At 66.3% G+C, this 15,781-nt stretch carries 15 protein-coding genes and 1 pseudogene; all 16 read right to left on the bottom strand.

Going from position 1 to position 15,781, the window contains the following annotated elements; translation table 11 throughout:
- Positions 1-1,458, bottom strand: a complete 1,458-nt coding sequence (gabD, locus tag MTBSS4_RS15075; protein WP_173984223.1) for an NADP-dependent succinate-semialdehyde dehydrogenase — start codon at positions 1,456-1,458, stop codon at positions 1-3.
- 11 nt (positions 1,459-1,469) lie between these two features.
- A complete protein-coding gene (locus MTBSS4_RS22160; RefSeq protein ID WP_368667787.1) occupies positions 1,470-2,102 on the bottom strand; it encodes a M24 family metallopeptidase in 633 nt (210 codons plus the stop codon).
- Positions 2,103-2,281: 179 nt separating this feature from the next.
- Positions 2,282-2,707 (bottom strand): annotated as a pseudogene (locus MTBSS4_RS22455) (aminopeptidase P family N-terminal domain-containing protein); the annotation flags it as partial.
- Positions 2,708-2,785: 78 nt separating this feature from the next.
- Positions 2,786-3,499, bottom strand: a complete 714-nt coding sequence (locus MTBSS4_RS15065) for an ABC transporter ATP-binding protein (protein ID WP_173984222.1) — start codon at positions 3,497-3,499, stop codon at positions 2,786-2,788.
- Positions 3,486-4,253 carry an ABC transporter ATP-binding protein gene (locus tag MTBSS4_RS15060; RefSeq protein ID WP_173984221.1) on the bottom strand — a complete coding sequence of 256 codons (768 nt, stop codon included), beginning with the start codon at positions 4,251-4,253 and terminating at the stop codon, positions 3,486-3,488. Before MTBSS4_RS15060 ends, MTBSS4_RS15065 begins: the two co-directional genes overlap by 14 nt.
- Positions 4,250-5,251: a branched-chain amino acid ABC transporter permease gene (locus MTBSS4_RS15055; protein WP_173984220.1), complete on the bottom strand. Its 1,002-nt coding sequence runs from the start codon at positions 5,249-5,251 to the stop codon at positions 4,250-4,252. Before MTBSS4_RS15055 ends, MTBSS4_RS15060 begins: the two co-directional genes overlap by 4 nt.
- Before the next feature lie 10 nt (positions 5,252-5,261).
- Positions 5,262-6,122 carry a branched-chain amino acid ABC transporter permease gene (locus MTBSS4_RS15050; RefSeq protein WP_173984219.1) on the bottom strand — a complete coding sequence of 287 codons (861 nt, stop codon included), beginning with the start codon at positions 6,120-6,122 and terminating at the stop codon, positions 5,262-5,264.
- A 68-nt stretch (positions 6,123-6,190) separates the two neighbouring features.
- Positions 6,191-6,541 (bottom strand): AraC family ligand binding domain-containing protein, encoded by a 351-nt coding sequence (locus MTBSS4_RS15045; protein ID WP_173984218.1) that lies wholly within the window; start codon positions 6,539-6,541, stop codon positions 6,191-6,193.
- 27 nt (positions 6,542-6,568) lie between these two features.
- Positions 6,569-6,985: a cupin domain-containing protein gene (locus MTBSS4_RS15040; RefSeq protein ID WP_173984217.1), complete on the bottom strand. Its 417-nt coding sequence runs from the start codon at positions 6,983-6,985 to the stop codon at positions 6,569-6,571.
- Positions 6,986-7,020: 35 nt separating this feature from the next.
- Complete coding sequence (locus MTBSS4_RS15035) at positions 7,021-7,944, bottom strand: NAD(P)-dependent oxidoreductase (RefSeq protein WP_173984216.1); 924 nt, start codon at positions 7,942-7,944, stop codon at positions 7,021-7,023.
- A 6-nt stretch (positions 7,945-7,950) separates the two neighbouring features.
- Positions 7,951-8,805 carry a 4Fe-4S dicluster domain-containing protein gene (locus tag MTBSS4_RS15030; protein ID WP_173984215.1) on the bottom strand — a complete coding sequence of 285 codons (855 nt, stop codon included), beginning with the start codon at positions 8,803-8,805 and terminating at the stop codon, positions 7,951-7,953.
- Positions 8,806-8,815: 10 nt separating this feature from the next.
- Positions 8,816-11,827, bottom strand: a complete 3,012-nt coding sequence (locus MTBSS4_RS15025) for a molybdopterin-dependent oxidoreductase (RefSeq protein ID WP_254432577.1) — start codon at positions 11,825-11,827, stop codon at positions 8,816-8,818.
- 147 nt (positions 11,828-11,974) lie between these two features.
- The gene (locus MTBSS4_RS15020; protein WP_173984214.1) at positions 11,975-12,889 is read right to left on the bottom strand and encodes a LysR family transcriptional regulator; all 915 of its coding nucleotides are present in this window, start codon (positions 12,887-12,889) and stop codon (positions 11,975-11,977) included.
- Positions 12,890-13,114: 225 nt separating this feature from the next.
- Positions 13,115-13,747 (bottom strand): hypothetical protein, encoded by a 633-nt coding sequence (locus MTBSS4_RS15015; protein ID WP_173984213.1) that lies wholly within the window; start codon positions 13,745-13,747, stop codon positions 13,115-13,117.
- Positions 13,732-14,325 (bottom strand): SCO family protein, encoded by a 594-nt coding sequence (locus MTBSS4_RS15010; RefSeq protein WP_173984212.1) that lies wholly within the window; start codon positions 14,323-14,325, stop codon positions 13,732-13,734. Before MTBSS4_RS15010 ends, MTBSS4_RS15015 begins: the two co-directional genes overlap by 16 nt.
- Positions 14,325-15,776, bottom strand: a complete 1,452-nt coding sequence (locus MTBSS4_RS15005; RefSeq protein WP_173984211.1) for a cbb3-type cytochrome c oxidase subunit I — start codon at positions 15,774-15,776, stop codon at positions 14,325-14,327. Before MTBSS4_RS15005 ends, MTBSS4_RS15010 begins: the two co-directional genes overlap by 1 nt.
- Positions 15,777-15,781 lie beyond the last annotated feature (5 nt).

The following is a 15,781-nucleotide window of genomic DNA, read 5'->3' as shown; positions in this document are numbered from 1 at the left end:
CTAGCCCCCGATTCCGCCCATGCAGAGATACTTGATCTCCAGATAGTCCTCGATGCCGTATTTCGAGCCCTCGCGGCCCAGGCCGGATTCCTTGACGCCGCCGAACGGGGCCACCTCGGTGGAGATCAGGCCCTCGTTGATGCCGACCATGCCGTATTCCAGCGCCTCGGCCACCCGCCACACCCGGCCGATGTCGCGGGTATAGAAGTAGGAGGCCAGCCCGAATTCGGTGTCGTTGGCCATGCGAACGGCCTCGTCCTCGGTCTTGAAGCGGAACAGCGGCGCCACCGGGCCGAAGGTCTCCTCCCGCGCCACCGCCATGGCGGGGGTGACGTCGGCCAGGATGGTGGGCTCGAAGAAGGTGCCGCCGCGCACATGCCGCCGGCCGCCGGCCACCACGCGGGCGCCCCGCGACAGGGCGTCCTGGATATGGGCCTCGACCTTCAGCACCGCCGCCTCGTCGATCAGCGGCCCTTGCTCGGCCCCGTCGGCGAAGCCGTCGGCGACCTTGAGCGCGGCCACCGCCGTCTTCAGGCGATAGGCGAAGTCGTCGTAGACGCGGTCCTGGACCAGGATGCGGTTGACGCAGACGCAGGTCTGGCCGGTGTTGCGGTACTTGGACGCCATCACGCCCCTGACCGCCGCATCCAGGTCGGCGTCGTCGAACACGATGAACGGCGCGTTGCCGCCCAGTTCCAGCGACACCTTCTTGACGGTGCCGGCGCACTGGGCCATCAGCATCTTGCCGATCTCGGTCGAGCCGGTGAAGGTCAGCTTGCGCACCACCGGATTGGAGGTCATCTCGCCGCCGATGGCCGAGGCGGCGCCGGTCACCACGCTGAACACGCCCTTCGGCACTCCCGCCCGCTCGGCAAGCACGGCCAGGGCCAGGGCGGAAAACGGGGTCTGGCTGGCCGGCTTCAGCACCACCGGGCAGCCGGCGGCCAGGGCGGCGCCGGCCTTGCGGGTGATCATCGCGTTGGGAAAGTTCCACGGCGTGATGGCGGCGACCACGCCGATGGGTTCCTTGACGACGATGATGCGCTTGTCGGGGGCATGGCCGGGAATGGTGTCGCCATAGACCCGCTTGGCCTCCTCGGCGAACCATTCGACGAACGACGCGCCGTAGAGGATTTCCCCCCTGGCCTCGGCCAAGGGCTTGCCCTGCTCCGAGGTCAGGATGGCGGCAAGGTCCTCCTGGCTGTCCACCATCAGCTCGAACCAGCGCCGGAGAATGCGGGACCGCTCCCTGGCGGTCCGCCCCCGCCAGTCCGCCCAGGCGGCGTTGGCGGCCTGAATGGCCCGATGGGTCTCGGCGGCCCCCATCCTTGGGACCGAGCCGAGCCGCTGGCCGGTGGACGGGTTGCGGACCTCGATCACCGCGCCGTCGGCGGCGTCGCACCAGACGCCGCCGACAAGGCATTGGTTCCGCAGCAGCCCCGAATCCTGAAGCTTCATCTGGGCGCTCCTCAGAACACGTCGCAGCCGGGCAGGCCGCAGGAGATCAGGCGGTCCGACGGGAAATTGGTGATCACCTCGCAGCCGGTCTTGGTGACCACCACCTCCTCCTCGATCCGCGCTGCGCCGGACCCGTCGGCGGCGCCCTTCCAGGTCTCGACCGCGAAGACCATGCCTTCCTTCAGCACGGTGTTCTGGCCCTTGAAGCGGCGGCTGATGATGGGGCGCTCCCACAGCGACAGGCCGATGCCGTGGCCGTATTGCAGCAGGAAGGCCTCTTCCTCGTTGCGATAGCCGAATTCCTCGGCCGCCGGCCACACCGAGGCCACCTCCTCGACCGTGGCGCCGGGGCGGATGGCGTCGATGGAGGCACTGATCCACCTGGACGCGGTCTCGTAGGCCTCGACCTGATGCCGGTTGGGCTCGCCGCAGACGAAGGTGCGGTAGTAGCAGGTGCGGTAGCCGTTAAAGGAATGCATGATGTCCAGGTAGATCATGTCGCCGGGCTGGATGATCCGGTCGGAAAAGGTGTGCGAATGCGGCGTGCCGCGCGGCCCCGCCACCGAATTGACGCACTCCACCCGCTCGGAGCCCAGGCGGTAGAGCCGGTCGTGGGCGATGGCCACCAGTTCGTTCTCGCGCACGCCGGGGCGGATGGCCTTGCAGATGTCGTAATAGGTGGCGTCCACNAGATGTCGTAATAGGTGGCGTCCACCATGCCGGCGGCGACCTTCAGCAATTCGATCTCGTCGGGGGTCTTGATCTCGCGGGCGTCCAGCATCGCCTGCTGCCCGTCCACCACCTCGATACCCTCGGCCTCCAGGGCGCGCAGCATGGGCAGTTCCAGCAGGTCGATGCCCAGCGGTTTGCCCTCGATGCCGTAATGGGCCATCATCTTTCTGATCTGCTTGGCGAAATCCTTCTGCGCGCCCACCTTGGGCGGCAACGCCCCTTGCATGTTGCTGATGGGGGCGTCGACCCGATCGGCGATCCAGGGCGAGCTGATCCGCTTGGCCGGCGGCGCCGGGTCCCACAGATAGGCCGGACCGTCGGCGGGGCAGAGCGCATAGCGGTCGAACTTGTCCCTGACCCATTCGCCGATATGGGTGCCGGTGATGTAGCGGACGTTGTCGACGTTGAAGCAGAGCACGGCCCCCAGGCCGGCGGCCTTGACCGCCGCCTGGGCGCGGTCGAAGCGGTCCGAGATCAGCCGCTGGTAATCGACGCCCTTTTCCCAATCCTTGGCCATCGTCCCCCAGGACGCGGTCGAATGCGGGCGGTTGTATTTCATGAGGACCCCTCCGGAATCGGTTGGTGTGGTAATGGCCTAATGCTTGGCCTTCGACGCTCCCCCGGCCCCGATCAGATCGGCCATCAGGTCCTGATCCTGGCGCAGCCGCTCGGATTCGCCGGCGAACACCACCCGGCCCCGGTCGAGGACGATGGTGACGGGCGAGAAATCGAGGGCGAGATTGACGTATTGCTCCACCAGGATGATGGCGAGGTCGCCGTCGGCCCGCAGGGTGCGGAAGGAATCCAGCAACTGCTCGACGATCACCGGGGCCAGCCCCTCCATGGGTTCGTCCAGCAGCAGCAGGGACGGATTGCCCATCAGGGCGCGGCCGATGGACAGCATCTGCTGTTCGCCGCCCGAAATCTCGGTGCCCTTGTTGTCGCGCCGCGCCGCCAGATTGGGAAACACCTCGAACACCCCGTCGAGATCCCATTTTCCCGGACGGGCGGCGATCCGCAGGTTCTCCTCGACGGTCAGCGACGGAAACACGTCGCGGGTCTGGGGAACATAGCCGATTCCCATGCGCGACCGGCGATACGACGCCTGTCCGGTTATGGTTTCCCCCCCGAACCTGATGTCGCCCTGGCGTATCCTGGTCTGGCCGACGATGGTCTTCATCAAGGTGGACTTGCCGACGCCGTTGCGCCCCAGCACCGCCAGCAGGCCGCCCGGCGGCAGGCTGAGGTCGACGCCTTCGAGAATGACGGTATGGCCGTAGCCGGCGGTGATCCCCTCAAGCCGCAGCATGGTCGCTCTCTCCCAGATAGATCTTGCGGACGCGCTCGTTGGCGGCGATCTCGGCCGGAGTTCCCTCGACCATCACCGATCCCTGAACCAGGACGGTGATGCGCTGCGCGAAGCGGAAGACCAGATCCATGTCGTGGTCGATCAGCAGCACCGCGATATCCTTGGGCAGGGTGTCCAGGATGGACAAGATGATGTGGCTCTCCGAGGTGGGGATGCCGGCGGCGGGCTCGTCCAGCAGCAGGACCCGGGGGCGCAGCGCCAGGGTGACGGCGATCTCCAGCAGACGCTGCCGTCCATAGGGCAGGTCCTGGGCCGGCACTTCCGCCACGTCGGAGAGACCGACCCGATCCAGCAGTTCGTCCACCCGGTCGAATTGCCGGCGGTGGGACGCCGCCGAGCGGAACAGGTTCCAGGCCACGCCCTCGTGCTCGGCCACCGCCAGGAACACGTTCTTGCGCACCGACAGGTTTGGAAACAGCGAGGTGATCTGGAATGTCCGTCCCAGGCCCAGCTTGATCCGCCTGGCCTCGCTCATGGCGGTCACGTTCTCGCCGCCAAGAAAGACCTGGCCGGAACTGGGGGCAAGACGTCCGCTCAGCAGGTTGACGAAGGTGGTCTTGCCCGCGCCGTTGGGGCCGATGATGGCGCGGCGCTCGCCGGGATGAAGGGTGAAGTCGACATCGCCGGTCACCCGCACCGGGCCGAAGAACCGGGTAAGCCCCCTGGTTTCGAGAATGGGCGCCGAACCGCTCATCGCCGACCTCCCCGCCCCAGGGAGCGCCGGACGCGCTCTACCAGGCCAAGGACGCCGCCGGGCACGAACAGGGTCATGACCAGCAGGATCACGCCTTGCCCCAGATACCAGTTGGCCGGGTCCTCCTTGGCCAGCAGGTCCTGGGCGAACATGAACAGGGGAACGCCGACGAAGGCGCCGTACAGCCGGCCGGCTCCCCCCAGGATCAGCATAATCAGCACGTCGCCGGACAGTTCCAGGCTGAGGGAGCGCAGGGCGACGAACTGGGTGATCTGCGCCTGCAACGCCCCGGCCAGCCCGGCCAGGGCGGACGAGATCACATAGGCGGCAAGGCGGCGGCGATAGATGGGGCAGCCGATCGCCCGCATGCGGCCGTCGTTCTCGCGGATGCCGCGCAGCGACCACCCGAACGGGGAATTGACCACCCGGCGAACCAGTAGGAAGGCGGCGAACAGGCAGGCGAGGCTGTAGTAGAACGCCGTCTGTCCCCTGAAATCGAATTCGAACACTCCCAGGAGCGGCGCGAAGCTGACGCCTTGCAAGCCGTCGTCGCCGCCGGTCACCGAGGTCGCCATGTTGGCCAGTTCATGCAGCATGAAGGCGGCGGCCAGGGACAGAACCAGGAAGGCCAGCCCCTTGGTCCGCAGCATGCAACTGCCGGTCACCAGCCCGACCAGGGCCGCGACGGCCATCCCGGACAATGCGGTGATCAGGGGGTCGTTGGTAAGCCGCAGCGCCATGATGCCGGCGGTGTAGGCGCCGGCGCCGAACAGGGCGGCGTGGCCCAGGGTGACGATGCCGGTGAACCCAACCAGCAGGTCCAGCGACAGGGCGAACAGGATCATGACCACGATCTGGCTGGCCAGCGGCGTATAGCCGGGGGCAAATGTCGGGATCGCCAGCGCTGCCACCCACAGCAGCATCGGCAGGATCTTCCTGGCCCCCACCGTGCCGGCCTGCGGCAGGACCAGGACTGCGGCGTTCGATCGGTCGGTCATGATGCCCTCCTCAACGCTTGCCGGTGATGCCGTTCGGTCGCCACAGCAGCAGGGCGAAGACGAAGGCGAAGATGAAGACGGAGCCCATTTCGGGAAGCAGGTACTTGCAGGCGGTGTCGGCCAGACCGATGGACAGCGCGGCGATGAAGGGACCGCGAATGCTGCCCAGTCCACCGACGGCGACCACCACCATGAAGTAGACGATGTAGTGGAGGGGGTAGTTGGGGGCGATGGCCAGCACGTCGGCCCCCAGGGCGCCGCCCAGGGCGGCGAGCCCGGTGCCCAGGCCGAAGGTGACGGCGAACAGCCTGCCGGTGTCGATGCCGATGGCCTGGGCCATGCCCCGGTTGTCGACCGCCGCCCGGATGCGGGCGCCGAACAGGGTGCGCTCGAAGATCACCCATAGGGCGACGATTACCGCCGTCCCGAAGGCGACCAGGACAAAGCGATAGGTCGGCAGTTCGATGCCGCCGACCACCGACTGGCCCTTGAGGTAGTCGGGCAGTTGGACCGGCTGGGCCAGCGGCCCCCACACCACCCGCACCAGTGCCATGGAAATCAGGATCAGCCCCATGGAAAACAGGACCTGATCCAGTTCCGACCGGCCGTAGAGACGGGAATACAGCGTGCGTTCCAGAACGAACCCGACGACGGTGACCATGGCGCAGGCCAGGGGCAGCGCCGCGAACAGCGACAGGCCCAATTGGTTCATCAAGGTCACGGCGGCGTAGCCGCCCAGCATGGCGAAAACGCCGTGCGCCAGATTGACGAACCCCATCAATCCCATGGTGACCGACAGGCCCACCGAGATGAGATACAGGATCATCCCGTACGCCACCCCGAAGAACAGTATGGTGACTACCGCGGTCATGGCCTCCCCCCAATCGCTATGACATCCAACCCGGCGCCGGACTCCCGACCGGCCGCCGGGGTTCCCGGTCAGGCCACCGTCTTCGGAACCACCAATTGGAAGAGCTTCAGGGGAGATCCCCCCGTCTGGCTGATGCTGGCGGTCTCGGACGGACCGAGATAGATGCCGGCGCCGGGACCGACCTCATAATCCTTGCCGTCCAGCCGGATCACGCCGCATCCTTCCATCAGGTAGACGACCTGGTGGGACTTGCCGTCCGAGGCGGCGGCGAGACTCTGGCCGGATTCCAGCCAGCGCAGGCTGCCCACCACGCTCTTGGCCCCGCACAGGGCGTCATTGAGAATTTCGGCATGGCGCCCCTGGCCGTTGCCGAGGGTGACGGGGGCGATGGTGTTGGTGTCGATAAAGGTCGTGGTCATTGCTTGCGTGCTCCCTTGCCAATCGGTTCAGCTCTGGACCCAGACCCGTCCGTCGACCCGCTCCCAGCGCAGGTCGTCCTCGGTCCCGTCCAGGATGGTGGTCTTGAAGCGGTTGGGGGCCTGAAACTCGAAATAGAACAGCGCGTCCTTCGAGGCCCGCAGGCGGTGCTTCTCCTCGGCGGGAATGAAGACCATGGTGCCCGGTCCGACCGGGGTCACGCCTTCCGGCGTCTCGACCTCGCCATCACCGGTCATGATGAAGTAAAAATGCTCACAGTTCTCATGGAAGTGATAAGGCGACGCGGCGCCATGCTTATAGCGCATGATACCGCACAGAAGATCATCGATATTGGCCAGCTCCTTGTTCACGAAGAACACGCGCTCGCGCCCAGGAACCACTGAAACAAGCTTCGGCAGTTCATCTTGCTGAAAAATGTATGCCATTCCGTCCTCCGCTTAATATTTTGTTCCCATCGGGATCACAGCCCGGTATCGACGTCCACGGCCTCGGGCGCCAGGGTCATGCCGGCGGCCTTGGCCTCGACCTCCAGCAGGGCGGCGAAGTCGCAGTCGCGATAGCCCTGGCCGATCATGGATTGCAGGATTTCCCGGACCTGGGCGGCCAGCGGCAGCGGCACCTCCATCTCGCGGGCGGCGGCCAGCCCGAGATCCAGATCCTTGCGCAGCAGCACCGGGGTGAAGGTCGGCCGGAAGTCGAGATTGACGTAGGCCGGCGCCTTGTAGCGGGTGAACATCGACCCCATCACGCTGTTGTTGATGAAGTCGAGGAAGGCGTGCCGGGGCACGCCGCCCTTTTCGGCCAGGACCGTGACCTCGGCCAGCGACTGGGCGACCACGCCAAGAAAGACGTTGTGGCAGATCTTGACGATGCGGGCCGCCTCGCCCTCGCCCACATAGGTCGCCGCCCTGGCCATCAGGCGGAGATAGGGCAGCGCCAGGTCGAAGGCGGCGCGCTCGCCGGACGCCACGATGGACAGCTTGCCGGCCTCGACCACCTTGGCGTTGCCGCTGACCGGCGCGTCCAGCATGGCGGCGCCGCGCTGCGCCAGGGCCTTCCTCGCCAAAGCCGAGGCCTCGGTGGAAATGGTGGAGAAATCCACCAGCAGGCGCGGCGATGGCCCCTTGCGCGACAGCAGGCCGTTCGCGCCGCACACCATGTCGACGAACACGTCCGAACTGGACAGGTTGGTGAAGACGATATCACGGCCGGCGAGGTCGGCCGGGCCGTCGACCAGGCGTGCGCCCAGCGCGGCCAGGGGTTCGGCCTTGGCGCGCGTCCGGTTGTGGACGGCGACGTCCAGTCCCGCCGTCAGCAGCCGGGCCGCCATGGCCGAGCCCATCCGGCCGGCGCCGATCCATCCCAGGGTGAGTTCAGCCGGCATGGCGCGTCACGCCGCCGACGCGGACAGGGTGATGACGCCGAGATAGGCCGAACGCTCCAAGGTGAAGTTCAGGCTACCGGGGGCGAAGCCCGGCTTGCGGATTTCCAGGCGATAGGCGCCGCTGCCTTCGTCCAGTCCGTCGAAACGGAAATCGCCGAAGGTGTCGGTCCGGGTCTCGGCCAGCGTCCGGCCGTCCCTGACCAGGGAGACGCTGGCCCCGGCGACGCATTCCTCCACCCCGGCGACGGGACCGGCCACCGAGCCGCCGACCAGCGCCTTGGTGAAGCAATCAAGATTCCGGTAGTAGACCCGGGGCCTGGTCCCGGCCTCGGGCTTCAGCACCTTCAATCCCTCGGCGGCGGCGATGCGGCGCATCTCGGCGTCATCCACCTTCAGGGTGCGGATCGCCTCGGTCGGGCAGGATTGCACGGCGCGGACCTTGGTCCAGCCGGAATCGAGCAGATGGGCGTCGAACGGCCAAGCCTGGGGAATGTTCAGGTCCTCGTTCCACCACACGGCGCCGTAGGGGCAGGATTCGACGATCTGGCGCTGGCCCTTGGCCTTTTCCGGCACGATGACGACGATGCCGTCCGCCCGCTTCACTACCGCTCCGCCGCGAGCGGCCTTGAGGCAGGGGGCGTCGTCGCAGTGATTGCAGGTGACCGGCATGGACACCACGTCGATCATGGGATAGACGCCGCGCTCGCGCTGGATCACGTCGATCCAGCGATGCCCCTGGCGGGGCATCTCGGCGGCGATTCCGGGAAACTCGTTGCCGTGATACTCGTCATGCACGGCCAGGGCGCAGTTGTTGCAGTTGAAGCACTTCCGCACGTCGACGATCATATTCCACTTCTTCATGATTCATCCCTCACTGCGCGGGAACCAAGACGGGCTCGGCCTTGCGCTCGGCCCCCACCAGATCGCCCCGGCCATCCCAGGGCTCGACCTGGACAAGGCAGGAATTGGCGGCGGTGCCGGTCACCTTCTTGGCGATGGAGCGCTTGGACGTCAACTGGTTGACGCAGCCGCCGCGATCGGCGGAATAGCCGGGTTCGCCGATCGGGTCGTAGACCGCCGAGGATTCGTAGGCGTGCACGGTGCCGCTGGGCAGCCGCTGGGTGACGTGGGCGGCGCAGATCACCGCGCCGCGATCATTGAACACCCGCACCAGATCGTGATGTCCGATACCGCGCGCCTTCGCGTCCTCGGCGTTGATGCGGATCACCCAGTAATAATAGCCGTCGACCAGGACGCGATGTTCCTTGATGTCGTTGACCGCGCTCTTCTTGCCATCGCTCAGGGTGTGATAGCTGAACCGCGAATGCGGCGAGATCATCTGAAGCGGATAGCGGTCATAATTCTCGGTTCCTGGACCTTCCCACGACCGCAGATACTTGACGATGGGCGGACGTTCCGGGTCGTCGGCGTCGAAACGCTTCAGGCTGTTGCACTCGAACTCGAACTTGCCGGTCTGGGTCTGGAGCCCCTCCAGGAATTGCTGGCTGTAATCGGCCGGCAGGGGATGGGGCTCGGGCACGTCCTTCTTGCGGCCCTCGTAGAACCAGCGCAGCGCCACGGGGTCGCGGTGTTTCTCGTCCAGGGCCGGCACCACGAAGTAGCCCTTTTTCAGGAACTCCTTCCAGGTGATGTGCTTGGGCAGGTCCGAGGCGTCGAACATGCGCTTGACCCAGTCCAGCTCGGTCTGGCCTTCCGAGAAATAGGCCGACAGGCCAAGACGCACCGACAGGTCCAGGAAGATCTGGAAGTCGGACCGGGATTCGCCCAGGGGCTCGATGCACTTGTGCTGAAGCAGGATGACGCGGTGGTTCATCTGGGTCTGCCCGTGCAGGGCATAGCCGCCGGTACCGCCGAACTCGCTGATGTCCCAGCGTTCCATCTGGGTACAGGCGGGCAGGATGATGTCGGCGAACTTGGCCTCGCCCTCGAACCAGATCGACTGGTTGACCACGAATTCCAGCTTGTCGGTGCGGTACGCCTTAACGTAGCGGTTGCTGTCGTTCATGGTGCCGAGCGAGGCGCCGCCGATCTTGTACATCATCTTGACCGGCGAATGGCCGGCGGCCGGATAGGTGAACTTGCGGAACTGGCCCTCCAGGGTCTTGCCGTCCCAGGGATAGCCCTCGGCCTTGCCGTCCAGGATGGCCTCGGGGATTTGCAGCCTCGGCACCTTCTGGGTCGCGGTATTGTAGGTCGGCAGTTGCGGCATGCGCTGATAGAGGCTGATGGCCAGCCCGGTGCCCTCCAGGTCGCCCGACAGGCCGCCATCGGCATAGCCGGGAAAGAAGAAGCGGATGTCGATGGGCGTGCCCCATTGCATGTGGCCGTAATTGACGCCGGGCCGCCCCATGCCCTGCATGCCCATCAGGCAGGCCAGCGTGCGGGCCCACTGGATGCCGGTGGCCGAGCGGCAGGCGCCGCCGTGGCCGTTGCCCCAGCCGCCGGCGCCGAGATAGGTCTTCTTCCTGCCCCACTGCCGGGCCAGGGCGCGGACCTCGCGGGCGGGAATGCCGGTCTCGGCCTCCTGCCATTCCGGGGTCTTGGGGATGCCGTCCTCCTTGCCCAGAACGTAATCGGCCCACTTGTCAAAGCCCACCGTCCGCTCGGCGACGAATGTCTTGTCGTAGAGCCCCTCGGTCAGCCAGACATGGGCGATGGCGAAGGCCATGGCGGGATCGGTGCCGGGCTTGGGCGCCAGCCACTTGCCGCCGATCAGGGTGGCGGTGTTGTTGTAGTAGGGGTCGATATGGACGACCTCGATGCCCAGGTCCTTCAGCCACTGGCGGCGCGAGGTGCCCTCGAAGGCGGCGTAGGAACCGCTGGTGGTCTCGGGGTCGGCCGACCAGAACACCACCATCTCGGCTTCCTGCATCAGATCCTCGACGCAGTTGTAGGTCTCGGTCTGGCCGAGCCGCATGCTGTAGCCGAAATGATGCATGGCGCCCCAGTACCATCCCTCCCAGCTGTCGGGATTGTGGGCGACCTTGGTGTAGCCGATGGTGTTGAAGAACTTGAAGGCCGAGCTGATGTAGTAGCCGAGATTGCCCCAGGTGTGGTGTGAGCCGTGGGTGCCCATGATGGCGCCCTGGCCGTGCTCCCGCTTCACCCGCTTGATCTCGGAGGCGACGATGTCGAGCGCCTCGTCCCAGCTGATCCGCACATAGCCCGAGATGCCGCGGTTCTCGCAATTGCGCTCGCCGTTGGGGTCGAAATCCACCCGCTTCATGGGATAGACCAGCCGGTCGGGCGAATAGAGCGTCGATTTGTGGCACATGGAATGCGGCGCCAAGGTGGTCTTGCGCGGCGGGGTAAAGGTCTTGCCGCGCGCCCGGATGGTCCAGGACGGCGCGTCCTCGTCGGTGAATTCGATGGGGGTCACCCGGACGACCTTGCCGTCCCTGACGAAGACGAACATCGGCCCGCCGTTGGTGTGCGAGACGTAGCGGGTGGTGCCGTCCGGCATCTTGGTGCCGTACTCGATCCCCTGCTGCTGCATGATCATCAGGGTCTGGGTGAACCACAGCGTCAGTTCATCCGGCCCTTCCATCATAAGCTGGAAATTCTTGATGGCCTCGATCTGGGCCAGCTGGTCGATGGGCGGCATCAGCAGCGAGGCGCCCAGTTCGGCCGAGATGAACGAGATGGTCATGTCGGGCCCGGCGTGGATGCCCCTGCCCGAGCCGACCTTGCCGTCCTTGAAGGTGAACCAGCGGCCGGCGCTGTTGTCGGCCACCTTCATCTGGGCCGTGAAGTTCTTCTCTTTCAGGCGATTCGCGAAGTCCGGATAACGCAACGCCTGGAGACGGAGCGCCTGCGCCATGCCGAACAACAGCATCGAGAACTTCATGCCACCCAAATCCATCTCGTCCTCCGTCCGTCGGCCCCATGCCGCCGGCTCGGAAAGCCGGCGGACGGGGACCCCTCACATGGGATGACTGGATGATACCGAGGCGGCGTTCTCCATCTGATGCAGATTGATAAGCAATTGATCTGATCTGGCGAACGCCGGTCAGCTGGCGCTGAGGCGGGCCTTCTCGGCGGTGCGGCGCAGTTCCTCCAGGAACGCCATGCACAGGGGTGACAATTCGTGATGGCGGCGCGAGATCACGGTGACGTCCCAAGGCGGCATGGGCGTTCCCATGAACAGCGGCGTGATCGGCGTCCGCCGGGGCCGGTTGGCGAAAATCTGGGTCGGCACCAAGGTGACGTAGTCGCTGTTCTCGACCAGGGCGATGGTGGCGGCGAACGACGTGCATTCGATGATCCGCCGGGGCGGGGTGAGGCCGTTGGACAGGAAACTGCGCTCGAAGATGTCGCGGCCGGTCCGGCTGCGGCGATAGATCACCCAGTTGAGGTCAAGCAGGTCGGACAGGACCAGCTTGCCCTTGCAGGTCATGGGATGATCGACCCGGACGGCGGGGGTCAGATAGTCCTGAAGCAGCAATTCGCACTGAAGCTCCTCGTCGGTCGGCATTTCGGGAACCAGCGCGACGGCGAAATCCAGTTCGCCCATCCGGACGGCGGGCAGGACGTCGGGATAGACCCCCTCCTCGATATGGAAGCCGACATTGGGCCGGGTCTTGCGGAAACTGGCCACCGCCCGGGGCAGGATTCCCACCGACACCGTCGGCGACGCGCTCACCCTGATCTCTCCGGACGAACCGCCATGAATGGTCTCGACGTCGTTCCTGATCTGGCGCAACTCGCCTTCGATGGACTTGACGCGGGAGATCAACATCTTGCCGATTGCGGTGGGCGACAGGCCGTGGGAACCGCGCAGGAACAGCTCCGCCTGGAGCGATTCCTCCAGTTGCTGGACGCTTTTGGTGACCGAGGATTGCGACAGGTTGAGATTGCGCGCCGCCTGACGGACCGATCCGGCCTCGGCCACGGCGAGAAAACAGCGGAACTGGCTGAGCTTCATGATATTTCTCCAGTCCGGGCGCAAGGGCCGGAAACGGCCGTCAACATACTATGCCCGCATCAGGGATAAAAACTCGGGAAAGCCGACGAGATACGCGGCCGGATCTCCCGAATCGCCGGGGCGGTCTGGTTGGCCAATGTCCTGCCCCCCGCGAAGCTCCGCCCCCCTGGGCTGGAAAACGAGATGATGGGCCGGAATCCTGACAAGATATCCGTTGGCGCCCGATCAATTGTTATCGATTGATGCGATGTTGATCGCGGTTATCGAACACGCGGCATCCGCCCGGCGCGGGCCGATGAAGGCGGCGCACAAGATCGAGGCGGTGATCGCGCCGGCCAGATAGAGCAACGACCGCCCGACAGTTTCCTGCTGGTCGGTCAGGTAGTACACGCAGACCCGAACGGGTGCCGCCAGATACAGCCAGCCGGCGATGCCCAGCATGGATATGGCGTTGGCGACGACGAAGCCCCGGCCAAGGGTGGGCATGCGGGGCCAGGAGCATCGCAGCGCCACGCCGACCAGCAGGGGAAGCGAGATGAACTTGGCAGCCTCGATGGCGGCCGAGACGATGGCGTCGTCCAGCGAGCGCGGCAGCATCCAATAGGCGGCGACCAGGTTGGCGGTCAGGACCCCGACGATGCCGTGGCGGTCCCAGCCGTCGGCGACCTTTCCCGACACGCCGCCCGGCGGCGCCAGCAGCCATCCGGCGACGACCAGCAGCGGAATCTGGACCAGCATATGCCGGACCATGTCCCGTTCCAGCGCCTCGCGCAGCGATGGCAGGGCCAGGACCAGCAGCAGCATGGCCCCGGTGGCGGCCTGGACGCGATGGGAGGGGGACGTCAGGACCGAAGCCACGGCCTCACCTCGTCGATCAGGGCGGCAACCGGCTCGAAATCGAGGATGCGGACCAGACGTCCGTCATGGTCGAGCAGGTGAACCGCCGCGTTGTGCTGATAGCCGCCCCAGCCGTCGGGGATCACCACCACTCCGGCGGCGTCCAGCAACCGGTCGAGGTCATGGCGGGACGTCGGGCGGACCACCCGCCAGTGACGGCCATCGGCGCCGTGACGGGCCGCGTAGTGCCGCAACTCTTCCGGCCCGTCGTGGTCGATGTCGAAGCTGATGCTGAGCAGGGTGGTTCCGGGCAGGGCGCGGGCCACCCGCGCGAAGGCCTCGCCCAGGGTCGAGCAGACGGTCGGGCAGCGGGTATAGATGAACTCGACCAGCACCACCCGGCCGCGCAGCGACTCGGCGAGGACCGGACGCCCGTCCTGATCCTCCAGGGGCACCCGCGGAAACGGACGCGGAGCCTGCTCGACCGCCAGCCGCCGGGCGCCCTCGGTGGTGACGACCCTGAACCCGTCGGTGGCCGAGGCGAACGCCCCGGCGGCGGCGAGGGTGACCGCCAGGGCGGCAAGCAGGCTCCGCCACATCAGCGGGCTCCGGTCGGACGATGAAGGCCGGCCAGCAGGCGTCCGGCCAGCATGGCGGCGCCAAGCACCACCAGCGCCGCCGACAGGGCGCCGATTCGGGCCTGCCCGATCCATTCCGGCAGATATTCGGCGAACCGGCGCGGAACCCCCGACCGTCCGGAATACAGGAACGACTGGGTCAAGCCGATGCCGCCGCCCACGAACAGCCAGAAGGCCAGGGCGTTGAACAGGCGCGACGGGGAGGTCCCGCCCGAGGCCTTGCCCAGCCAGCACGCGAAGCCCAGCAGCATCGCCACCTGTCCCAGCAGCAGGTAGCTGTGGAAATGACCGGGAACCCAAAGGGTGTTGTGCATCACCGAATTGACGATGATGGTGGCGTCGATGATGGCCGGAATCACTCCGGCGGCCCATCCGAACACGCCGACGAACAGCAGCCCGGCCCCCAGGTCCCAGCGCAGCCCCGAGCGGAAGACGATCATCAGCGCCCCGAAGGCGGTCACGACCAGGATCGGCAGGCCGCTGATATAGGACACGATCTGGCCGACGATCAGCACCCAGCGCGGCATGCCGAAATCCATCAGCAGGTGGTGGGGATAGGCCACCATCACCAGGACGGTCGACAGGGTCCAGGCCGCCAGGAACGGCCGGTTGGGCTTCCACGGCCGCCCGGTGTACTCGGGCAGCAGCTCGTAGACCGCGATCACCGCCATGTAGATGGTGGCGTTGATGAAGACATGACCGAAGAAGTAGATCATGTTCTTGGCGATCATGGCGTCGATGGCGAATTGCGGCACCATCAGGTTGATCAGGCTGATCACCAGAACCGAGGCGCCGAACACCAGCCCCAGGATGTTGACGATCAGCACCATGGTGCTGGCCACCACGGTGGCCGGCGGCGGCTGGGGATCGCTGCCGAACAGGCTGGGCCAGCCGAGAGCCCGGGTCAGGCTGCCGTAGCGGCCAAGGATGGCGCGGGCGGTGTCCAGGTGAAACAGCAGGAAGCCGGTCCCGATCAGCAGCAATCCGCCCAGATGCACCGCCGCCGCCCAATCCTCCCACTGCCCTCCGGCATTGGCCGGCAGGGGAAACAGAAAGGTCCACGCGGCCGCGAAGCCGCCGATGAAATCGGCCGACAGGATCATCGCCGCCCCGATGACGAAGGTGACGAGGTTGAACACGAAGACCCAGGTGGTCAGCCGGACGTAGCGCCCGAGGAAGTGCCACAGCACGGCGGCGCCGCCGATGCCGGCGACACCGACCATGCCGGTGCCGTGGACGGTCATGCTCTGATAGAACAGCTCGGGCGGCAACGTCACCAACCCGCCCTGATTGAGCCGCATCAGCAGCCCCAGGACCATCATCAGCAGGAGAACCGCGCCGAACACCGCGAGATAGGCTCCCACGGCGCGCCTCGCGCCCTGGGTCGGAACAAGAATGGAATGGTCGGCCATGGCCG

This window comes from Magnetospirillum sp. SS-4, from assembly GCF_902729425.1.
Taxonomy (GTDB): Bacteria; Pseudomonadota; Alphaproteobacteria; order Rhodospirillales; family Magnetospirillaceae; genus Phaeospirillum.
The sequence above is the reverse complement of the archived record's forward strand: the minus strand, read 5'-3'. Positions and strand labels throughout refer to the sequence as shown.

What these genes read in the sequence shown, in the direction of transcription:
- gabD (WP_173984223.1), bottom strand. Translation starts at nt 1,458, where the DNA reads ATGAAGCTTCAGGATTCGGGGCTGCTGCGGAACCAATGCCTTGTCGGC.
- MTBSS4_RS15065 (WP_173984222.1), bottom strand. Translation starts at nt 3,499, where the DNA reads ATGCTGCGGCTTGAGGGGATCACCGCCGGCTACGGCCATACCGTCATT.
- MTBSS4_RS15060 (WP_173984221.1), bottom strand. Translation starts at nt 4,253, where the DNA reads ATGAGCGGTTCGGCGCCCATTCTCGAAACCAGGGGGCTTACCCGGTTC.
- MTBSS4_RS15055 (WP_173984220.1), bottom strand. Translation starts at nt 5,251, where the DNA reads ATGACCGACCGATCGAACGCCGCAGTCCTGGTCCTGCCGCAGGCCGGC.
- MTBSS4_RS15050 (WP_173984219.1), bottom strand. Translation starts at nt 6,122, where the DNA reads ATGACCGCGGTAGTCACCATACTGTTCTTCGGGGTGGCGTACGGGATG.
- MTBSS4_RS15045 (WP_173984218.1), bottom strand. Translation starts at nt 6,541, where the DNA reads ATGACCACGACCTTTATCGACACCAACACCATCGCCCCCGTCACCCTC.
- MTBSS4_RS15040 (WP_173984217.1), bottom strand. Translation starts at nt 6,985, where the DNA reads ATGGCATACATTTTTCAGCAAGATGAACTGCCGAAGCTTGTTTCAGTG.
- MTBSS4_RS15035 (WP_173984216.1), bottom strand. Translation starts at nt 7,944, where the DNA reads ATGCCGGCTGAACTCACCCTGGGATGGATCGGCGCCGGCCGGATGGGC.
- MTBSS4_RS15030 (WP_173984215.1), bottom strand. Translation starts at nt 8,805, where the DNA reads ATGAAGAAGTGGAATATGATCGTCGACGTGCGGAAGTGCTTCAACTGC.
- MTBSS4_RS15025 (WP_254432577.1), bottom strand. Translation starts at nt 11,827, where the DNA reads ATGGATTTGGGTGGCATGAAGTTCTCGATGCTGTTGTTCGGCATGGCG.
- MTBSS4_RS15020 (WP_173984214.1), bottom strand. Translation starts at nt 12,889, where the DNA reads ATGAAGCTCAGCCAGTTCCGCTGTTTTCTCGCCGTGGCCGAGGCCGGA.
- MTBSS4_RS15010 (WP_173984212.1), bottom strand. Translation starts at nt 14,325, where the DNA reads ATGTGGCGGAGCCTGCTTGCCGCCCTGGCGGTCACCCTCGCCGCCGCC.
- MTBSS4_RS15005 (WP_173984211.1), bottom strand. Translation starts at nt 15,776, where the DNA reads ATGGCCGACCATTCCATTCTTGTTCCGACCCAGGGCGCGAGGCGCGCC.